Annotated in this window: 13 protein-coding genes and 1 tRNA gene; 8 read left to right on the forward strand and 6 right to left on the reverse strand. The window is 64.0% G+C overall.

Going from position 1 to position 13,354, the window contains the following annotated elements; all coding sequences use genetic code 11:
* Window positions 1-239 precede the first annotated feature (239 nt).
* The 5 genes from rplU to GEV39_RS03360 all read left to right on the forward strand — a co-directional run bounded on the left by rplU (window position 240) and on the right by GEV39_RS03360 (window position 3,935).
* Complete coding sequence (gene rplU / locus GEV39_RS03340; RefSeq protein ID WP_003247466.1) at window positions 240-554, forward strand: 50S ribosomal protein L21; 315 nt, start codon at window positions 240-242, stop codon at window positions 552-554.
* Between the two features lie 38 nt (window positions 555-592).
* Complete coding sequence (rpmA, locus tag GEV39_RS03345) at window positions 593-850, forward strand: 50S ribosomal protein L27 (RefSeq protein ID WP_003247464.1); 258 nt, start codon at window positions 593-595, stop codon at window positions 848-850.
* A 188-nt stretch (window positions 851-1,038) separates the two neighbouring features.
* A complete protein-coding gene (gene cgtA / locus GEV39_RS03350) occupies window positions 1,039-2,265 on the forward strand; it encodes an Obg family GTPase CgtA (RefSeq protein ID WP_029884881.1) in 1,227 nt (408 codons plus the stop codon).
* An 85-nt stretch (window positions 2,266-2,350) separates the two neighbouring features.
* Window positions 2,351-3,469, forward strand: coding sequence for a glutamate 5-kinase (gene proB, locus GEV39_RS03355; protein WP_009686107.1), 1,119 nt, complete (start codon window positions 2,351-2,353; stop codon window positions 3,467-3,469).
* Between the two features lie 22 nt (window positions 3,470-3,491).
* A complete protein-coding gene (locus GEV39_RS03360) occupies window positions 3,492-3,935 on the forward strand; it encodes a CreA family protein (RefSeq protein ID WP_173891644.1) in 444 nt (147 codons plus the stop codon).
* Between the two features lie 126 nt (window positions 3,936-4,061).
* Here the strand turns inward: GEV39_RS03360 and mksF are convergent, their stop codons facing one another.
* Genes mksF through mksB form a run of 3 tightly spaced genes read right to left on the reverse strand, consistent with a single transcriptional unit; the run spans window position 4,062 to window position 8,876 of the window.
* Entirely contained in the window at window positions 4,062-6,893 is a 2,832-nt protein-coding gene (gene mksF, locus GEV39_RS03365) for an Mks condensin complex protein MksF (RefSeq protein ID WP_173887547.1), read from the reverse strand.
* On the reverse strand, window positions 6,890-7,597 hold the full coding sequence (mksE, locus tag GEV39_RS03370; RefSeq protein WP_173887548.1) for an Mks condensin complex protein MksE: 708 nt from the start codon (window positions 7,595-7,597) through the stop codon (window positions 6,890-6,892). The genes mksF and mksE overlap by 4 nt, the downstream gene beginning before the upstream one ends.
* Window positions 7,587-8,876, reverse strand: coding sequence for an Mks condensin complex protein MksB (gene mksB / locus GEV39_RS03375; RefSeq protein WP_173887549.1), 1,290 nt, complete (start codon window positions 8,874-8,876; stop codon window positions 7,587-7,589). The genes mksE and mksB overlap by 11 nt, the downstream gene beginning before the upstream one ends.
* Window positions 8,877-9,020: 144 nt before the next feature.
* On the opposite strand from mksB, the gene GEV39_RS03380 reads away from it, so the two are divergent.
* Together GEV39_RS03380 and rimI are read left to right on the forward strand one after the other, a co-directional pair.
* Entirely contained in the window at window positions 9,021-9,806 is a 786-nt protein-coding gene (locus GEV39_RS03380) for an energy transducer TonB (protein WP_173887550.1), read from the forward strand.
* Complete coding sequence (rimI, locus tag GEV39_RS03385; RefSeq protein ID WP_029887538.1) at window positions 9,803-10,258, forward strand: ribosomal protein S18-alanine N-acetyltransferase; 456 nt, start codon at window positions 9,803-9,805, stop codon at window positions 10,256-10,258. The genes GEV39_RS03380 and rimI overlap by 4 nt, the downstream gene beginning before the upstream one ends.
* 53 nt (window positions 10,259-10,311) lie before the next feature.
* Here rimI and GEV39_RS03390 read toward each other — a convergent pair whose 3' ends face one another.
* Complete coding sequence (locus GEV39_RS03390) at window positions 10,312-11,469, reverse strand: hypothetical protein (protein ID WP_173887551.1); 1,158 nt, start codon at window positions 11,467-11,469, stop codon at window positions 10,312-10,314.
* 118 nt (window positions 11,470-11,587) lie between these two features.
* On the opposite strand from GEV39_RS03390, the gene GEV39_RS03395 reads away from it, so the two are divergent.
* A complete protein-coding gene (locus GEV39_RS03395; RefSeq protein ID WP_173887552.1) occupies window positions 11,588-12,130 on the forward strand; it encodes a D-Ala-D-Ala carboxypeptidase family metallohydrolase in 543 nt (180 codons plus the stop codon).
* 62 nt (window positions 12,131-12,192) lie between these two features.
* Here the strand turns inward: GEV39_RS03395 and GEV39_RS03400 are convergent.
* Both GEV39_RS03400 and GEV39_RS03405 read right to left on the reverse strand, forming a co-directional pair.
* Window positions 12,193-12,269, reverse strand: a tRNA-Met gene (locus GEV39_RS03400).
* A gap of 94 nt (window positions 12,270-12,363) precedes the next feature.
* Window positions 12,364-13,287, reverse strand: coding sequence for a FecR family protein (locus tag GEV39_RS03405; RefSeq protein WP_249414351.1), 924 nt, complete (start codon window positions 13,285-13,287; stop codon window positions 12,364-12,366).
* Window positions 13,288-13,354 lie beyond the last annotated feature (67 nt).

Below are 13,354 nucleotides of genomic sequence, written 5' to 3' on the forward strand. Positions count from 1 at the left end.
GCTCCAGTGAGGTTGCGCGGCATGCTAGGTCGCAGGTCCCGGTGTGTCAAGGCGCGGTGCCAGCTGGCCGGGGGCGGCACTTGCAAGCAAAACCGTGGTTGCGTACAATCGCGCACCCTAACTTCCTGGGCAGCACCTGCCTTACGCAATTGCGCCGGGCCGTTCCAGCCCTGTGCAGCCATGCCAGCCAATACTCATCATATAAAGCGCTGGGTGAGCAGGATTATCGGAGAAATACCATGTCTTACGCAGTAATCGTTACCGGCGGCAAGCAGTACAAAGTCGCTGAAGGTGAATTCCTCAAGATCGAAAAACTGGAAGTCGCCACTGGCGAATCCGTGACTTTCGATCGCGTCCTGCTGGTCGCCAACGGTGAAGAAGTCACCATCGGTGCTCCAGTTGTTGCTGGCGCTAAAGTAGTGGCCGAAGTCGTTTCGCAAGGCCGCCACGACAAGGTTCGCATCATCAAGTTCCGTCGTCGTAAGCACCACATGAAGCGTATGGGCCACCGCCAGTGGTTCACCGAGATCAAAATCACCGGCATCCAGGCTTAATCCCCTAGATCCCCTGAATTTATTTGGAGAATTGAACCATGGCTCACAAGAAGGCTGGTGGTAGTACTCGTAACGGTCGCGACTCAGAATCGAAACGCCTTGGCGTGAAGATGTATGGCGGCCAGGTTATCAAGCCAGGCAACATCATCGTCCGTCAGCGCGGCACCGAATTCCACGCTGGCTACGGCGTTGGCATGGGCAAGGATCACACCTTGTTCGCCAAGATCGAAGGCGTGATCAAGTTCGAGAAGAAAGGCGAGTTCATGCGCCGTTACGTGAGCATCGTCGCCGCTTAATCGCGACGTCGCTTCTGAAGCCCCGTCATGCGACGGGGCTTTTTCGTTTGTGGTGAGCCTCTTGCAAAGCTGTTTGTCTGGGTTGCCGGCGTTGGTTTCTACGGTCGTACGGGGCCGCCGCGCTCATTTTTGCAAGAGCCTCATGTTTTTGAGTCATTCAGCTCGTCTGCCGACGAGAGGCGGTTTTAATGAAGTTTGTTGACGAAGTATCTATTCGGGTCAAGGCCGGTGACGGCGGCAACGGTTGCATGAGCTTCCGTCGCGAGAAGTTCATCGAGAACGGCGGCCCCAATGGCGGGGATGGCGGTGACGGCGGCTCGGTGTACATGGTTGCCGACGAAAACCTGAACACCCTGGTCGACTACCGCTACACCCGTCACCACGAAGCCCAGCGCGGCGCCAACGGCGGCAGCACCGACTGCACCGGCAAGAAGGGTGAAGACCTGTTCCTGCGTGTACCGGTCGGCACCACCGTGATCGATGCTTCCACCCAGGAAGTGATCGGTGACCTGGTCACCCCGGGGCAGAAACTGATGGTCGCCCAGGGCGGCTGGCACGGCCTGGGCAACACGCGCTTCAAGTCCAGTACCAACCGGGCACCGCGCCAGACCACCCCAGGCAAGCCGGGTGAGCAGCGTGACCTGAAGATGGAAATGAAAGTGTTGGCCGACGTGGGCCTGCTGGGCCTGCCAAACGCCGGCAAAAGCACCTTCATTCGCTCGGTCTCGGCCGCCAAGCCGAAAGTGGCCGATTACCCGTTCACCACCCTGGTGCCGAACCTGGGGGTGGTCAGCGTCGACCGCTGGAAGAGCTTCGTCATCGCCGACATCCCCGGCCTGATCGAAGGTGCTTCCGATGGCGCTGGCCTGGGTATCCGCTTTCTCAAGCACCTGGCCCGCACCCGCGTGCTGCTGCACCTGGTGGACATCGCGCCGCTGGACGAGAGCAGCCCTGCCGACGCAGCCGAAGTAATCGTCAACGAGCTGACCCGCTTCAGCCCGTCGCTGGCTGAGCGTGAGCGCTGGCTGGTGCTGAACAAGGCCGACATGGTCATGGACGACGAGCGCGACGCGCGCGTGCAGGAAGTGGTCGAGCGCCTGCAGTGGGACGGTCCGGTCTACGTGATTTCGGCCATCTCCAAGCAGGGCACCGAAAAGCTCAGCCACGACCTGATGCGCTACCTCGAAGACCGCGCCGACCGCCTGGCCAACGACCCGGCCTACGCCGAAGAGCTGGCCGACCTCGACCAGCGCATCGAAGACGAAGCCCGTGCCCAGCTGCAGGCCCTGGACGACGCCCGCACCCTGCGCCGCACCGGCGTCAAGAGCGTGCACGACATCGGCGACGATGACGGTTGGGACGATGATTTCGAGGACGACGAAGACGGCCCGGAAATCATTTACGTGCGCGACTGACCGGTTGCAGTACACTAAACGCCGCTCTCTGGAGCGGCGTTTTTGTATCCACGGTATCTACAGATTCGACATAGGTTGGAAGAAGATGCGAAGCAAGGTGACGGGCGCCAAGCGCTGGGTCGTGAAGATTGGCAGTGCTCTGCTGACCGCCGATGGCAAGGGCCTCGACCGCGGGGCCATGGCCGTTTGGGTCGAGCAGATGGTCGCGCTGCGTGAGGCGGGCGTGGAGTTGGTACTGGTGTCCTCCGGGGCCGTTGCTGCCGGCATGAGCCAGCTGGGCTGGACCTCGCGACCGAGCGCGATGAACGAGCTGCAGGCCGCTGCTTCGATCGGCCAGATGCGCCTGGTGCAGGCCTGGGAGTCGAGCTTTGGCGAGCACGGCAAGCACACCGCGCAGATCCTGCTGACCCATGACGACCTGTCCGACCGCAAGCGTTACCTGAACGCCCGCAGCACCCTGCGTACCCTGGTCGACCTGGGTGTGGTGCCCGTCATCAACGAAAACGACACTGTGGTCACCGACGAAATCCGTTTCGGCGACAACGACACCCTGGCGGCGCTGGTGGCCAACCTGGTCGAGGCCGACCTGTTGGTGATCCTTACCGACCGTGATGGCATGTTCGACGCCGACCCGCGCAACAACCCCGAGGCCCAGCTGATCTACGAAGCCCGTGCCGACGACCCGGCGCTGGATGCCGTGGCCGGCGGCACCGGTGGCGCGCTGGGCCGTGGCGGCATGCAGACCAAGCTGCGCGCCGCGCGCCTGGCTGCCCGCTCGGGTGCCCACACCATCATCATCGGTGGCCGCATCGAGCGCGTGCTCGACCGCCTTAAGGCGGGCGAGCGTCTGGGGACCTTGCTGTCGCCCGAGCGCGGCATGCTCGCCGCGCGCAAGCAGTGGCTGGCTGGCCACTTGCAAACCCGTGGCACCCTGGTGCTGGATGCCGGTGCCGTGCAGGCGCTGCGCCAGGCCAACAAGAGCCTGCTGCCGGTGGGTGTGAAAACCGTGCAGGGCAGTTTCCGCCGTGGCGAGATGGTGGTGTGCGTCGGCCCTGACGGTGCAGAGGTCGCCCGTGGCCTGGCTAACTACAGCGCCCTGGAGGCGCAGAAGATCATTGGCCAGCCTTCGGATGCCATCGAGAGCACCTTGGGCTACATTGCGGAGCCAGAACTGGTGCACCGCGACAACCTGGTTCTGGTCTGAGGGTTTGGCTGTGTTGAAAAGGATGATTGCCGTTGCCGCGTTGGCCTTGCCCATGCTGGCCGGGGCTGAGGAAATCGGCCAGGTGTCCACCGTGTTCAAGTTCCTTGGGCCGAACGACCGCATCGTGGTGGAAGCCTTCGACGACCCCAAAGTCGAAGGTGTGACCTGCTACCTGTCGCGGGCCAAGACGGGCGGGGTCAAAGGCGGGTTGGGCCTGGCCGAAGATCGGGCAGAGGCCTCCATCGCCTGCCGCCAGGTCGGGCCGATCAGCTTCAAGGGTGAGCTCAGGGATGGCGAGGAGGTGTTCAAGGAGCGCACCTCGCTGGTGTTCAAGACCATGCAGGTGGTGCGGTTCCTCGACAAGAAGCGCAATACCCTGGTGTACCTGGTGTACAGCGACCGCATGATCGAAGGCAGCCCGCAGAATGCGGTGACTGCCATTCCGATTCTGCCTTGGGCGCATTGATAGCCTGGTAGATTGCCGGGAGGCCTTCGGCCTCCATTCGCGGGTGAACCCGCTCCTACACTGTTACGCAATTCCTTGTAGGAGCGGGTTTACCCGCGAAAGGGCCGCAAAGCGGCCCCAGGTTCCTCAGGCCAACTCTTCGGCCTGATCCTCACGCACAACCGCTTTCACCTCATCCAGCCGGCTGATGAACTTCCAGTCCGCCTCGTCGATGTAGATGCCATTCGGCCCGCTGCCACCTTCCAGGTCGATCGCCACCCGCGCCGATACCTGGGGCTTCACGCTTGCCAGAATCGGTACGAAGCCCAGCTGCAGGCTGGTTTCCAGCAGTGCCGCCTGGTTGCGCTCGTCGATGTCGGCCGCTTCGTCCAGGTAGTACGGCAGGCGAATACGACCTGCCAGGTCGCGGTCCATCAGGTGCAGCAACAGGTACATGTTGGTCAGCGCCTTGATGGTCATGGTGGTGCCGTTGGACGCCGCGCCATCGATGTCGGCATGGATGACCGGCTGGCCGTTGACCTTGGTGATCTCGAACGCCAGCTCGAACAGGTCCTTCAAACCCAGTTGGTTGTGGTTGGCCGCCACCAGGCGCGCCAGGTACTCCTTGGCCTCTTCGTTCTTGTTGTCCTGCTCGGCGCTCTGGGTCAGGTCGAACACCGACAGGGTTTCGCCTTCCTCGTACTGGCCGGCACTGTGGATGATCTGGTCGATATGCTTGAGCGCTTCCTTGTTCGGCGCCAGCACCACGCGGAAGCTTTCCAGGTTGGATACCTGGCGCTTGTTGATCTCGCGGTTGAACAGCGCCAGCTGGTGCTCAAGGCTGTCGTAGTCGCTGCGGATGTTGCGCAGGGTGCGGGCGATGTCGGTCACCGCCGCGCGGCGGGCCTTGGCCAGGGTCAGGGCTTCGTCGGTGCGGTGCGCATAGGCGTTCACCAGCAATTGCAGACGGCGCTCCATGTCGTCTTCACTGTCGAACTTGGCCACGCCTTTCAGGCGCACCTGGGCATACAGTGCCTCAATCTGGTTATCGACGCGCTGCAGGCTCTGCCAGCTGTCCTGGTAGTCGTTGAGCAACGGCAGCAGGTTGTCCATCGAATCGTCGATGGCTTCCATGAAAGGCGTACCGTAGGGCAGGTCGGCCGGCAGCAGTTGGCGGCGGCGCAGGGCGTCCTCCAGGGTGCGCTGCTTGGACTCGAGGTCGCCGAGCTGGCGGCCGACCAGCTGCAGCTTGGCCGACAGTTGCTGGACGCGTTCGGTGAACGCGTCGCTGGAGCGCTTGAGCTCGTCCTGGGCGGCTTCCAGTTGCGACAGTTGCTCGAGTTTTTCCGGCTCTTCGGCAGCGAGGGTCTGGCTGCGGCGGTAGTCTTCCAGGGCCTTCTGGGCGTCCAGCACTTGCTGATACAGGGTTTCGGTCTGGGCCTTGGAGGCCGAGCGGTCGGCGGCTACGGCCTGCTGGGTCTTGAGCTGTTTCAGCTCCTTCTCCAGGCGCTCTTTCTGGTCGCGCAGGGCGGCGCGGTCGGCCAGGGCCTGCAGGGCCGGTGGGTCTATGTTGGTCAGGTCGATGGCCAGGCCCGGCGCCTCGAAACGCTCGCCCTTGAAGCCGTCGAGCACCGCTTCCAGCGATTTTACCCACAGGTCGCTGTCGTCCAGCTCGATGCCGCGCTCGCCCAATGGCAGGCTGAACAGCGCACCGTTGAACAGGCGCATCAGGCGGTCGACGTCCTGCTGCGAGAACTCTTCGCGCAGGCGTGCGTAGCTGTTGTTGTCGGCATGGTCGAGCTGCTGCTTGACCTGCTTCAGGCGCTTTTCCAGGTCGCGCACACGCTCGTCGAGGTCTTCGGCGCTGAACTGCCGCGACTGGGCCAGGGCACCGGCCAGTTCGTCGTGCGCGTCCTTGGCTGCCAGCAATTGCTGCTCCAGCACCTTCACGTCATCGACCAGCGCAAAGCGGTGCTTGAGGACCGACAGCTCACCCAGCCAGCGCTGGATACCGGTGATTTCGCGCTCCAGGCGCATCAGCTCCTGGGTGCCGCCGCGCTGGTCGTTCTGCAGGCGGTCCTGCTCGCCACGGTAGTGCTCGGCCTGGATCACCAGCTCTTCCTTGCGCGCCATGGCGTATTCCTGCCAGGTGCCCAGCAAGGTGTCGAGCACCGGGGAAATGCGGTGCAGCTTGCCGCGTAGGATGTCACGCTGGGCCACGCCGCCCGCCAGCGCCTCGACCAGCGGGCCGGCCGCGACCAGGGCGTTGTAGTCCTGTTCCATGCGGCGTACGTCGCGGAAGGCCTCTTCGCAGGCGGCGATGTAGTCGACGCTGCCCGAGCGCAGGCTGTGCTCGAAGGCATCGAGGAACAGTTGCTTGAGCTTGGCCGCAGTGATCTCGCGCATGTGCAGCAGGTTGATGAACAGTGCGCGGAAGGTTTTCAGGCTTTGCTCGCTGGTGGAGCGCAGCGGGATCATGGTCAGGTCCAGCGGCACCGACGTGTGGCCGCCGACCAGCAGCCGGCGCAGCTCGTCGGGCTTGACCTCGTAAGCTTTTATGCCCAGGCGCTCGAGGTTGGTGAAGAGCTCTTTCTGGCGCAGGCAGGTGTCGTTCTTCTGGTAATGGGCCAGGTCCAGTTCGCCCTTGTAGGCGAAGAACTGGTGACCGAAACCACCGCCCGGCCCGCGGCCGACCACGCCAATCACGTGGGGGCCATGGGGCAGGCTCAGTTCGCAGAGAATGTACGAGGTGTCGCTGGCAAAATAGAAGCGGCGCGACTGCTCGAGGCTGTACTTGCCGAAGCTCATGTCTGACATGCGTGCCAGGATCGGGAACTGCAGCGCGTTGATCGACGCCGATTTGCCCAGGTTGTTGGCGCCATAGACCGACAGCGGGTGCTCCAGCGGGAACAGGCCAAGGCTGTAGCCTGCAGTGTTGAGCAGTGCAAAGCGGCGGATGCCGTAGCGTTCCTGGCTCATGCGTCAATCTCCTGTTGCTCTTCGCGGATGGCCCGGGCCAGGGCGTCCTCTTCGCTTTCCTCGCCGTCGAACGGCGTGAGGTCCAGCGGGTCGTCGGTGCGGTTGAGTTCCTCGGCGCTTTCTTCCTCGACCAATACCGGGGTCGGTAGCGGCAGGTCGCTGTGCAGCGTGGCGGCCAGGTCGCGGTCCTGCTGCACCGACAGGCACACGTCGAGAAAACGGTGCATGGGCGGCAGGAAGCGGTAGATGCCACCTTCTTCGTGGGCGAAGCCCAGCTGGGTCATGCGCCGCAGAATCTTTTCTTCAAGCTCGTCGACGGTCTGCACTTCAGCCTGCAGGAACAGGTCGCGGTACTTGTCCAGCAGCGAGGGCAGCTCGTCGCGGCCGATACTGCCGCCGTCCAGCACTGCCATGGGGTCACGGCCCTGGTCAGCCAGGTGCTCGACCAGGATGAAGGTGAACAGCGACAGGCGTTGCGCGGTCTTGTTGACCTGCGCGGCGGTCATGTCCGGGACGAAGTAGTAGAAACCACGGGTGTCGCACACCAGCTCGAAACCCAGGGCCTTGAACAGGGTGCGGTATTGGTCCTGGAAGTTCGACAGCTGAGCGTACAGCTCGGGGTCGCGACGGCTGATGTGGAAGCCTTTGAACAGCTCGCGGAAGATCGGCGCGAGCTGGGACAGTTCGGAAAGATCAAGATGCATGGGCTGGGCTCGCGTTGGGGTCGGTAGGCGCGCTGTTGGCGTCTTCGCGGCTGGAGGTCAGGGCGAACGAGCGCAGGCTGACCAAGTGTTCCTGGGTGGTGTACTCGCGCCGGTCCAGGCGCTCGCGCTTGAAGCGCTTTTCCCGCGACAGGCGTGAGAACCAGTACAGCAACTCGTCGGTGGCGCTTTCGGGCTCCTGCTCCAGCAGCCAGACCATCAGGTCGGGCAGGGGCAGCGCCTGTTCGCAACGTTCGGCCATTTCCTTGACCGTGCGCGGGGCGCGGGGCAGGGCACCGGACTGCGTCTTGTGGGCCTTGGGGAAGCGTGCCGGCTTGGGCTCGAAGCGGGCGAGGGCGTACACGTAGGCTTCGACCTGGCTGGCACTGCCGAGGAAGGTGCTCTGCGGGCGGGTGAACATCGGCATGGCCGCTTGCGGCACGGCATCCAGGCCCTTGCGCCGGATCACCGACAGGGCCAGTGCGGCACCACGGGTCACGGCGTTATGCCGACGGGCTTCTTCGCGCAGCGGCAACAGCAGTTCGCGGGCGTGGCGCAGGGTGAGCTGAGCGTTGGTCTGCATCTCCAGGATGCGCGCATGGGTGCGCAGCAGCATGTCGTCATCGACCAGGTGGCCCAGGCGCGCTTGTTCGCCCAGCAGCTTGAGCAGCACGGTCTCGACCTTGCGCACGCCTTGCTCGAAGGCGCCGTCGGCGTTGACCAGCTGGATCATCGGCTCGACGTATTCGTCCCAGGTTGCCAGGACCTCGGCATAGCGCTGGCGCAGCGGGATCTGGCGGTTGCTGGTCTTGGCCCGTTCGGCCACGGCAACCAGCGCCTGCTCGTCGTTGTCGAGCTTTTTCAGCACATCGCGCACGCGCATGTCGAGCAGGCGCAGCTGGCGCGCCAGGTCGTCGCTGTCGCGGTTGTCGAAGGCGTCCTGGATGTGCCCGGCAAGGCGTTCCAGGTGGCGCAGGTAGGCTTCGATCTCCAGGCACAGGCCCAGCCGGTGCTCGCGGCGCAGGTAGGCGAGAAAGTCGTGTATCTGCGCATTGAGCTCGAAACGGTTCGGGCTTTTGGCCACCGGGACCAGGATGTCCAGGCGGATCCACACGTCGAGCAGCTGGGTGATGTCCTGCGGGGTGCTTTCTACTTGCTGGCGGGCCACATGCTGGCGCAGCTCGACCAGGCTCAGGGTGCCCTGGTCGAAACGCTCGCACAGCGGCTCGATCAGGGCCCAGTGTTCGGCTAGGGCGCGCAGGACGCGCTTGGGTTCGATCATTGGCTTCGACTCGTTGCCAAGAAAAAGGGGCGATTGTACTGCATCCGGGGGGTAGGGTTTCACCCCTCGGTCTGATAGACGCTGCAAAAACCAAGGCGTACACGTTAGAATGCCCAACTGCCTCCACCCCTCGGACCCCGCCCCTTGCTCACCGAACCTCGCCGCCGCGCCTTCCTTTCCGCCATGCAAGTGGTGCACTGGCTGCCGCGCGCCGAACTGCCATTCGCTGCGCCGTCGCGCCCCGAGTTGCTGCTGCCGGTGGCCCCGGTCGAGGACCTCGATTTCGATGTGCGGCCGGCCCCCCCTGGCAACGAAAAGCCAATCGCGCCCCAGGCGCGCTCCGCCGAGCGGCCCAAAATCGAGATCTCGCGGCCCGGCAGTGGGCCCAAGCCGGCGGTCAAGGCGGTCGCGGCCGAGGCGCAACCCGCACCACCAAGGCCGGCGCCGGTGCCACCGCCGCGTTTCGCGCTGCAGTTGCTGCGCGCCGGCAGTTGCCTGCTGCTGGTCGAGCTGGCCACCGGCCAGCCGTTCCAGAGCCGCGACCCGTCCTACCTGCTGCTCAAGGACATGCTGCGCGCCGCCGGGCTACCTGATGCACCGCAGATCATCGGCGAGCCGGTGCGCTGGCCGTTGCTGGTACGCGGCAACATGGACCAGGGCCCGGAGGCGGCGCGTGATTTTGTCCAGGGCTTTGTCCAGGCGCGCCTGGAAGACGCGCCGTGCGCCTGCCTCTGGCTGGTGGGCCTGCCAGCGGTGCGCTTTGCCGCCAACGCCGACGCCCAGGCCTACTACCAAACCCTGAAGCTCGACGGCCTGGGCGACGCCTGGGTCTTGCCGGGCCTTGAACTGTTGATGGACGAGCCGCAGCGCAAGGCGGACGTCTGGAAAGCCATGCGCCAGCTGATGGCGCGCTGGAAGAGCGTTGAATGAGTGACTCGATCAGTTTTCGCCCGATGACCGAGGCGGATCTGGATGCCGTACTTAAGATCGAATATGCCGCGTTCAGCCATCCCTGGACCCGCGGGATTTTCCAGGATGCGCTCAAATCCTACGAAGTCTGGCTGATGTTCGATGGCGAGCAGCAAGTGGGCCATGGGGTGATCAACGTGATCATCGACGAAGCGCACCTGCTCAACATTACCGTCAAACCCGAGAACCAGGGTTGCGGCCTGGGCCTGCGCCTGCTGGAGCACCTGATGGCCCGTGCCTACCAGCTCAATGGCCGCGAATGCTTCCTGGAAGTACGCGCCAGCAACCAGTCGGCCTACCGCTTGTACGAGCGCTACGGCTTCAATGAAATCGGCCGTCGCCGTGACTATTACCCAGTGGCGGGTGGCCGTGAAGATGCCTTGGTGATGGCGTGCACCCTGCTTGAAGACTGAGTGAGGCTTGACCGCCCCTTCGTGGGCTTGCCCATGAAGGGGCGGCAAGTGGCTCACCGCTGCGGCGGCATTGCCTCGATCGGCTTGCGCAGGCCCCGCAGGTTCCTGGTCATCTCCCCGGTATTGCATTTCGCCGCCGCCTGTTCCGGCGTGAAATTGCGCACCGTGCGGAAGAACAGCTCACAGGTCTGTTTCTTCTGCGTGACCTGCCACTTGCTTGAGCAAGCCTCCAGGGTCATCTTTGGCTCGGCCCCCGGGTTACGCCCCATTCCTGCCTGCCAGCAGGCCGCGGTCAAGTCCTGCCCCATCATCTTCAGCCCGGCCGCATCGGCTGCATCCTGATCACCGCCATGGCTGTCCTTGTTTGCCGCATACCAGATCGCACTCGGGTGGTTGGCGCCTAGCACCGGCACCTGCGCGCCCGCTTGCGGGCTGATGCTGACCAGCCCCAGCACATTCACCTTTGGCCCGTACTGTTGCTGGATCCAGCTGCGCACCGGCGCACCGAAGGCGACTATGGGCAGTGGCTTGGTGGTGGTCTGCAGGGCCATCTCCTTGACCATGCGCAGCTGATAGTCCTTGAAGTAGCCGTAGGTGCCTGCCAAGGCATCGCCGGCACTGGCCGGGGCCGCGATCGGGGCGATGTCGATGATGGTCTGGTAGGCCGGCGTCTGGCTGGCGTCGACGCCGTTGAAGGTCAGCAGTTGCGCCCAGCGGTCGGTGGTATTGGAGCGCAGGTAGTCCTGGGCCTGGGTCAACGAATAGTCCGGCGGGAAGTGCAGCAGCTCGATGCTGCGGCGGTTCTGCAGGGCCATGCCCAGCGGCAGGAACAGGTACCAGTCGTAGGACCATTTGCCATCCTTGTTCAGCTGGCTGGCACCGTTGTAGGCCAGCTCGCCGCTGTCCAGCAGCTTGCGCAGGGGCTCGACATAATTGGCGGGCACGTCGGTGATGGTGGCATGCAGTTGGTCCTGCTCGCGGGTGACGCGCACCTGGGCGTTGGCATGGCCGTCGCGGCGTACGCTCTGGGTCAGGTAGTGCTCAACGGTCTGCTCCAGGGTCCAGTCGCGGTAGCAGACAACGTGGCAGTTGTTGGGGAAGGCGAACAGGCGGGTGACGCGCTGGGTGTCGCCCAGGTCGATGCGTGCGTCGGCCAGCGTCAGGCCGCTGAAGGCAAGAGCGGCGAGGCTCGGTAAGAACGTGTTGTGCATGCTTAACTCCTTGTCAGTGGCCTGCTGCGGTGGCGGCCGTGCTCATACTGAGGCACTGGGCGTGGGAAAGAGAAGAGCAAGCGGGTTGCTACTGGCTGCGGGTGTGCTGTCGAGCACCATGGCACTGACGGACGAGCGCGACGTAGGGATGTTCGCGCAGTGGGCGGGCGACCATCAGACCCGGCCGTTTCGCGAGATGCTGGTGGATGCGCGTCTTTATGGCGTTGTGCCTATCCATCAGTTGCTGCGTTCGGCGTCGGACTGGAAGTTGTGCCATGCCTCACCGTTCGCGGTACCGCCAGCCGATAACTGGCCGGCGGTGCGTTCCACGTTGTCGTTGCTCAATGCGCTCGTCGGGCTTGGCATCTTGCGCCAGTTTGAAGTGGTGTCGGCCTATCGCAGCCCCGAGCTCAATCGCTGCGCGGGTGGCGCCGTGGGCAGTGCCCATACCCGCGCTTTCGCGGTCGACATGCTGCTGCCGGCCTGGGCCGACATCCATCCACTGTGCCGCTTCTGGCAGCAGCATGGCCAGGCCTGGAACATGGGCCTGGGGCGCTATCCGAGCGGGCGGATCCATATCGATACTGCGGGTTATCGCACCTGGGGTGGTGATGGCGGCCCTGGTTCGTCGTTCTGCCCCGGTGATCACGCAGTCAAGTAGATCTAGGCTTTTCTGCAGGCAAAGAAAAAGGGCTTACCTTGCGGTAAGCCCTTCGTCTTGTTTGGTGGCTACACAGGGACTTGAACCCCGGACCCCAGCATTATGAATGCTATGCTCTAACCAACTGAGCTATGTAGCCGATGGCGCGCATTATTCTCTTGAACGCCCCCCCTGTCAACACTCATTTCAAAAAAATTTGCACGCTTTCAAAAACTTAGCGGCTAGGGCCGCTTCTAGCGCACCACCAGCCAGTGCCCGAGCACGCCCTGCAGCTGCAAATGCTGGGCGGCGGCCAGGGATTGCAGGGTTTCCCCGGCGCGGTCGAGGTTGAAATCGCCGCCTACCCGGCGATGGGCCAGTTGTTCATCCATAAGCCATACCCGCTGGCCCTGGTAGCTGGCCAGGCGCTCCAGCACCTGCCCCAGCGGCATGTCGCTGGCCTTCAGGTAGCCGCTGCGCCAACTGTCTACGGTTTTCAGGTCCGCTGGGCGTACCGTGCCGATGCGCGTGTCATCGAAGGTTACCCGTTCACCTGTCGAGACCAGGCGCTGCTCACCCCCCTGCACGACCATGGCCTTGCCACTGATGACCACCAGTTCGTCATGGTTGGCATGGCGGGTGACTTGCAGGCGGGTGCCGAACACCTGGATGCGTGCGTTACCCACTGCCACCTCCAGGGCGCGCCCATCGAGCGCCACCTGCAGGTACACCTGACCCTGTACCAGATGCAGCTGGCGGGTACGGCCGCGCAGGTCCACGTTCATCGCACTGGCGCTGTCCAGGCTCAAGGTCGTGCCATCGACCAGGCGCGTGCTGCGCCGCTCGCCCACATCGGTGTGCAGCTCGCTGGCCAGGCGCTGCATCAATGGCCAGTACAGGTAGGCTGCGGCGGCCAGGCCCAGCAGAAAGACCAGCGCCACCCATTTGCCCAGGTGATTGCGGCGCTCGCGTAGCTGCCGTGGGTGAGGGCGGGCGGGTGGGGGCTGCACCTGCTGCCAGAAACGCTCCAGCTCGGCATAGGCCTCGGCGTTTTCAGCGGCTTGGCACCAGGCCACGAAGGCCTGGCGCTGGGCGTCGTCACAGTTGGGGTGGCGCAACGCCGAGAACCACTCGAGCGCTTCCTGCTCGGGGTGGGGTTGCAGCTGTTTGGCGGGCATCGGGCTCATGGGTACGGTCTGCTCGCGAGAGGGGCCAGCGGGCCCAACGATGACAAGAGAAGTAGAC

The organism is Pseudomonas sp. NY5710 (assembly GCF_013305665.1).
GTDB classification, from domain to species: Bacteria; Pseudomonadota; Gammaproteobacteria; order Pseudomonadales; family Pseudomonadaceae; genus Aquipseudomonas; species Aquipseudomonas juntendi.

What these genes read in the sequence shown, in the direction of transcription:
- cgtA (WP_029884881.1), top strand. Translation starts at nt 1,039, where the DNA reads ATGAAGTTTGTTGACGAAGTATCTATTCGGGTCAAGGCCGGTGACGGC.
- GEV39_RS03360 (WP_173891644.1), top strand. Translation starts at nt 3,492, where the DNA reads ATGATTGCCGTTGCCGCGTTGGCCTTGCCCATGCTGGCCGGGGCTGAG.
- GEV39_RS03405 (WP_249414351.1), bottom strand. Translation starts at nt 13,287, where the DNA reads ATGCCCGCCAAACAGCTGCAACCCCACCCCGAGCAGGAAGCGCTCGAG.
- GEV39_RS03395 (WP_173887552.1), top strand. Translation starts at nt 11,588, where the DNA reads ATGGCACTGACGGACGAGCGCGACGTAGGGATGTTCGCGCAGTGGGCG.
- mksB (WP_173887549.1), bottom strand. Translation starts at nt 8,876, where the DNA reads ATGATCGAACCCAAGCGCGTCCTGCGCGCCCTAGCCGAACACTGGGCC.
- proB (WP_009686107.1), top strand. Translation starts at nt 2,351, where the DNA reads ATGCGAAGCAAGGTGACGGGCGCCAAGCGCTGGGTCGTGAAGATTGGC.
- rimI (WP_029887538.1), top strand. Translation starts at nt 9,803, where the DNA reads ATGAGTGACTCGATCAGTTTTCGCCCGATGACCGAGGCGGATCTGGAT.
- mksF (WP_173887547.1), bottom strand. Translation starts at nt 6,893, where the DNA reads ATGAGCCAGGAACGCTACGGCATCCGCCGCTTTGCACTGCTCAACACT.
- rpmA (WP_003247464.1), top strand. Translation starts at nt 593, where the DNA reads ATGGCTCACAAGAAGGCTGGTGGTAGTACTCGTAACGGTCGCGACTCA.
- rplU (WP_003247466.1), top strand. Translation starts at nt 240, where the DNA reads ATGTCTTACGCAGTAATCGTTACCGGCGGCAAGCAGTACAAAGTCGCT.
- mksE (WP_173887548.1), bottom strand. Translation starts at nt 7,597, where the DNA reads ATGCATCTTGATCTTTCCGAACTGTCCCAGCTCGCGCCGATCTTCCGC.
- GEV39_RS03390 (WP_173887551.1), bottom strand. Translation starts at nt 11,469, where the DNA reads ATGCACAACACGTTCTTACCGAGCCTCGCCGCTCTTGCCTTCAGCGGC.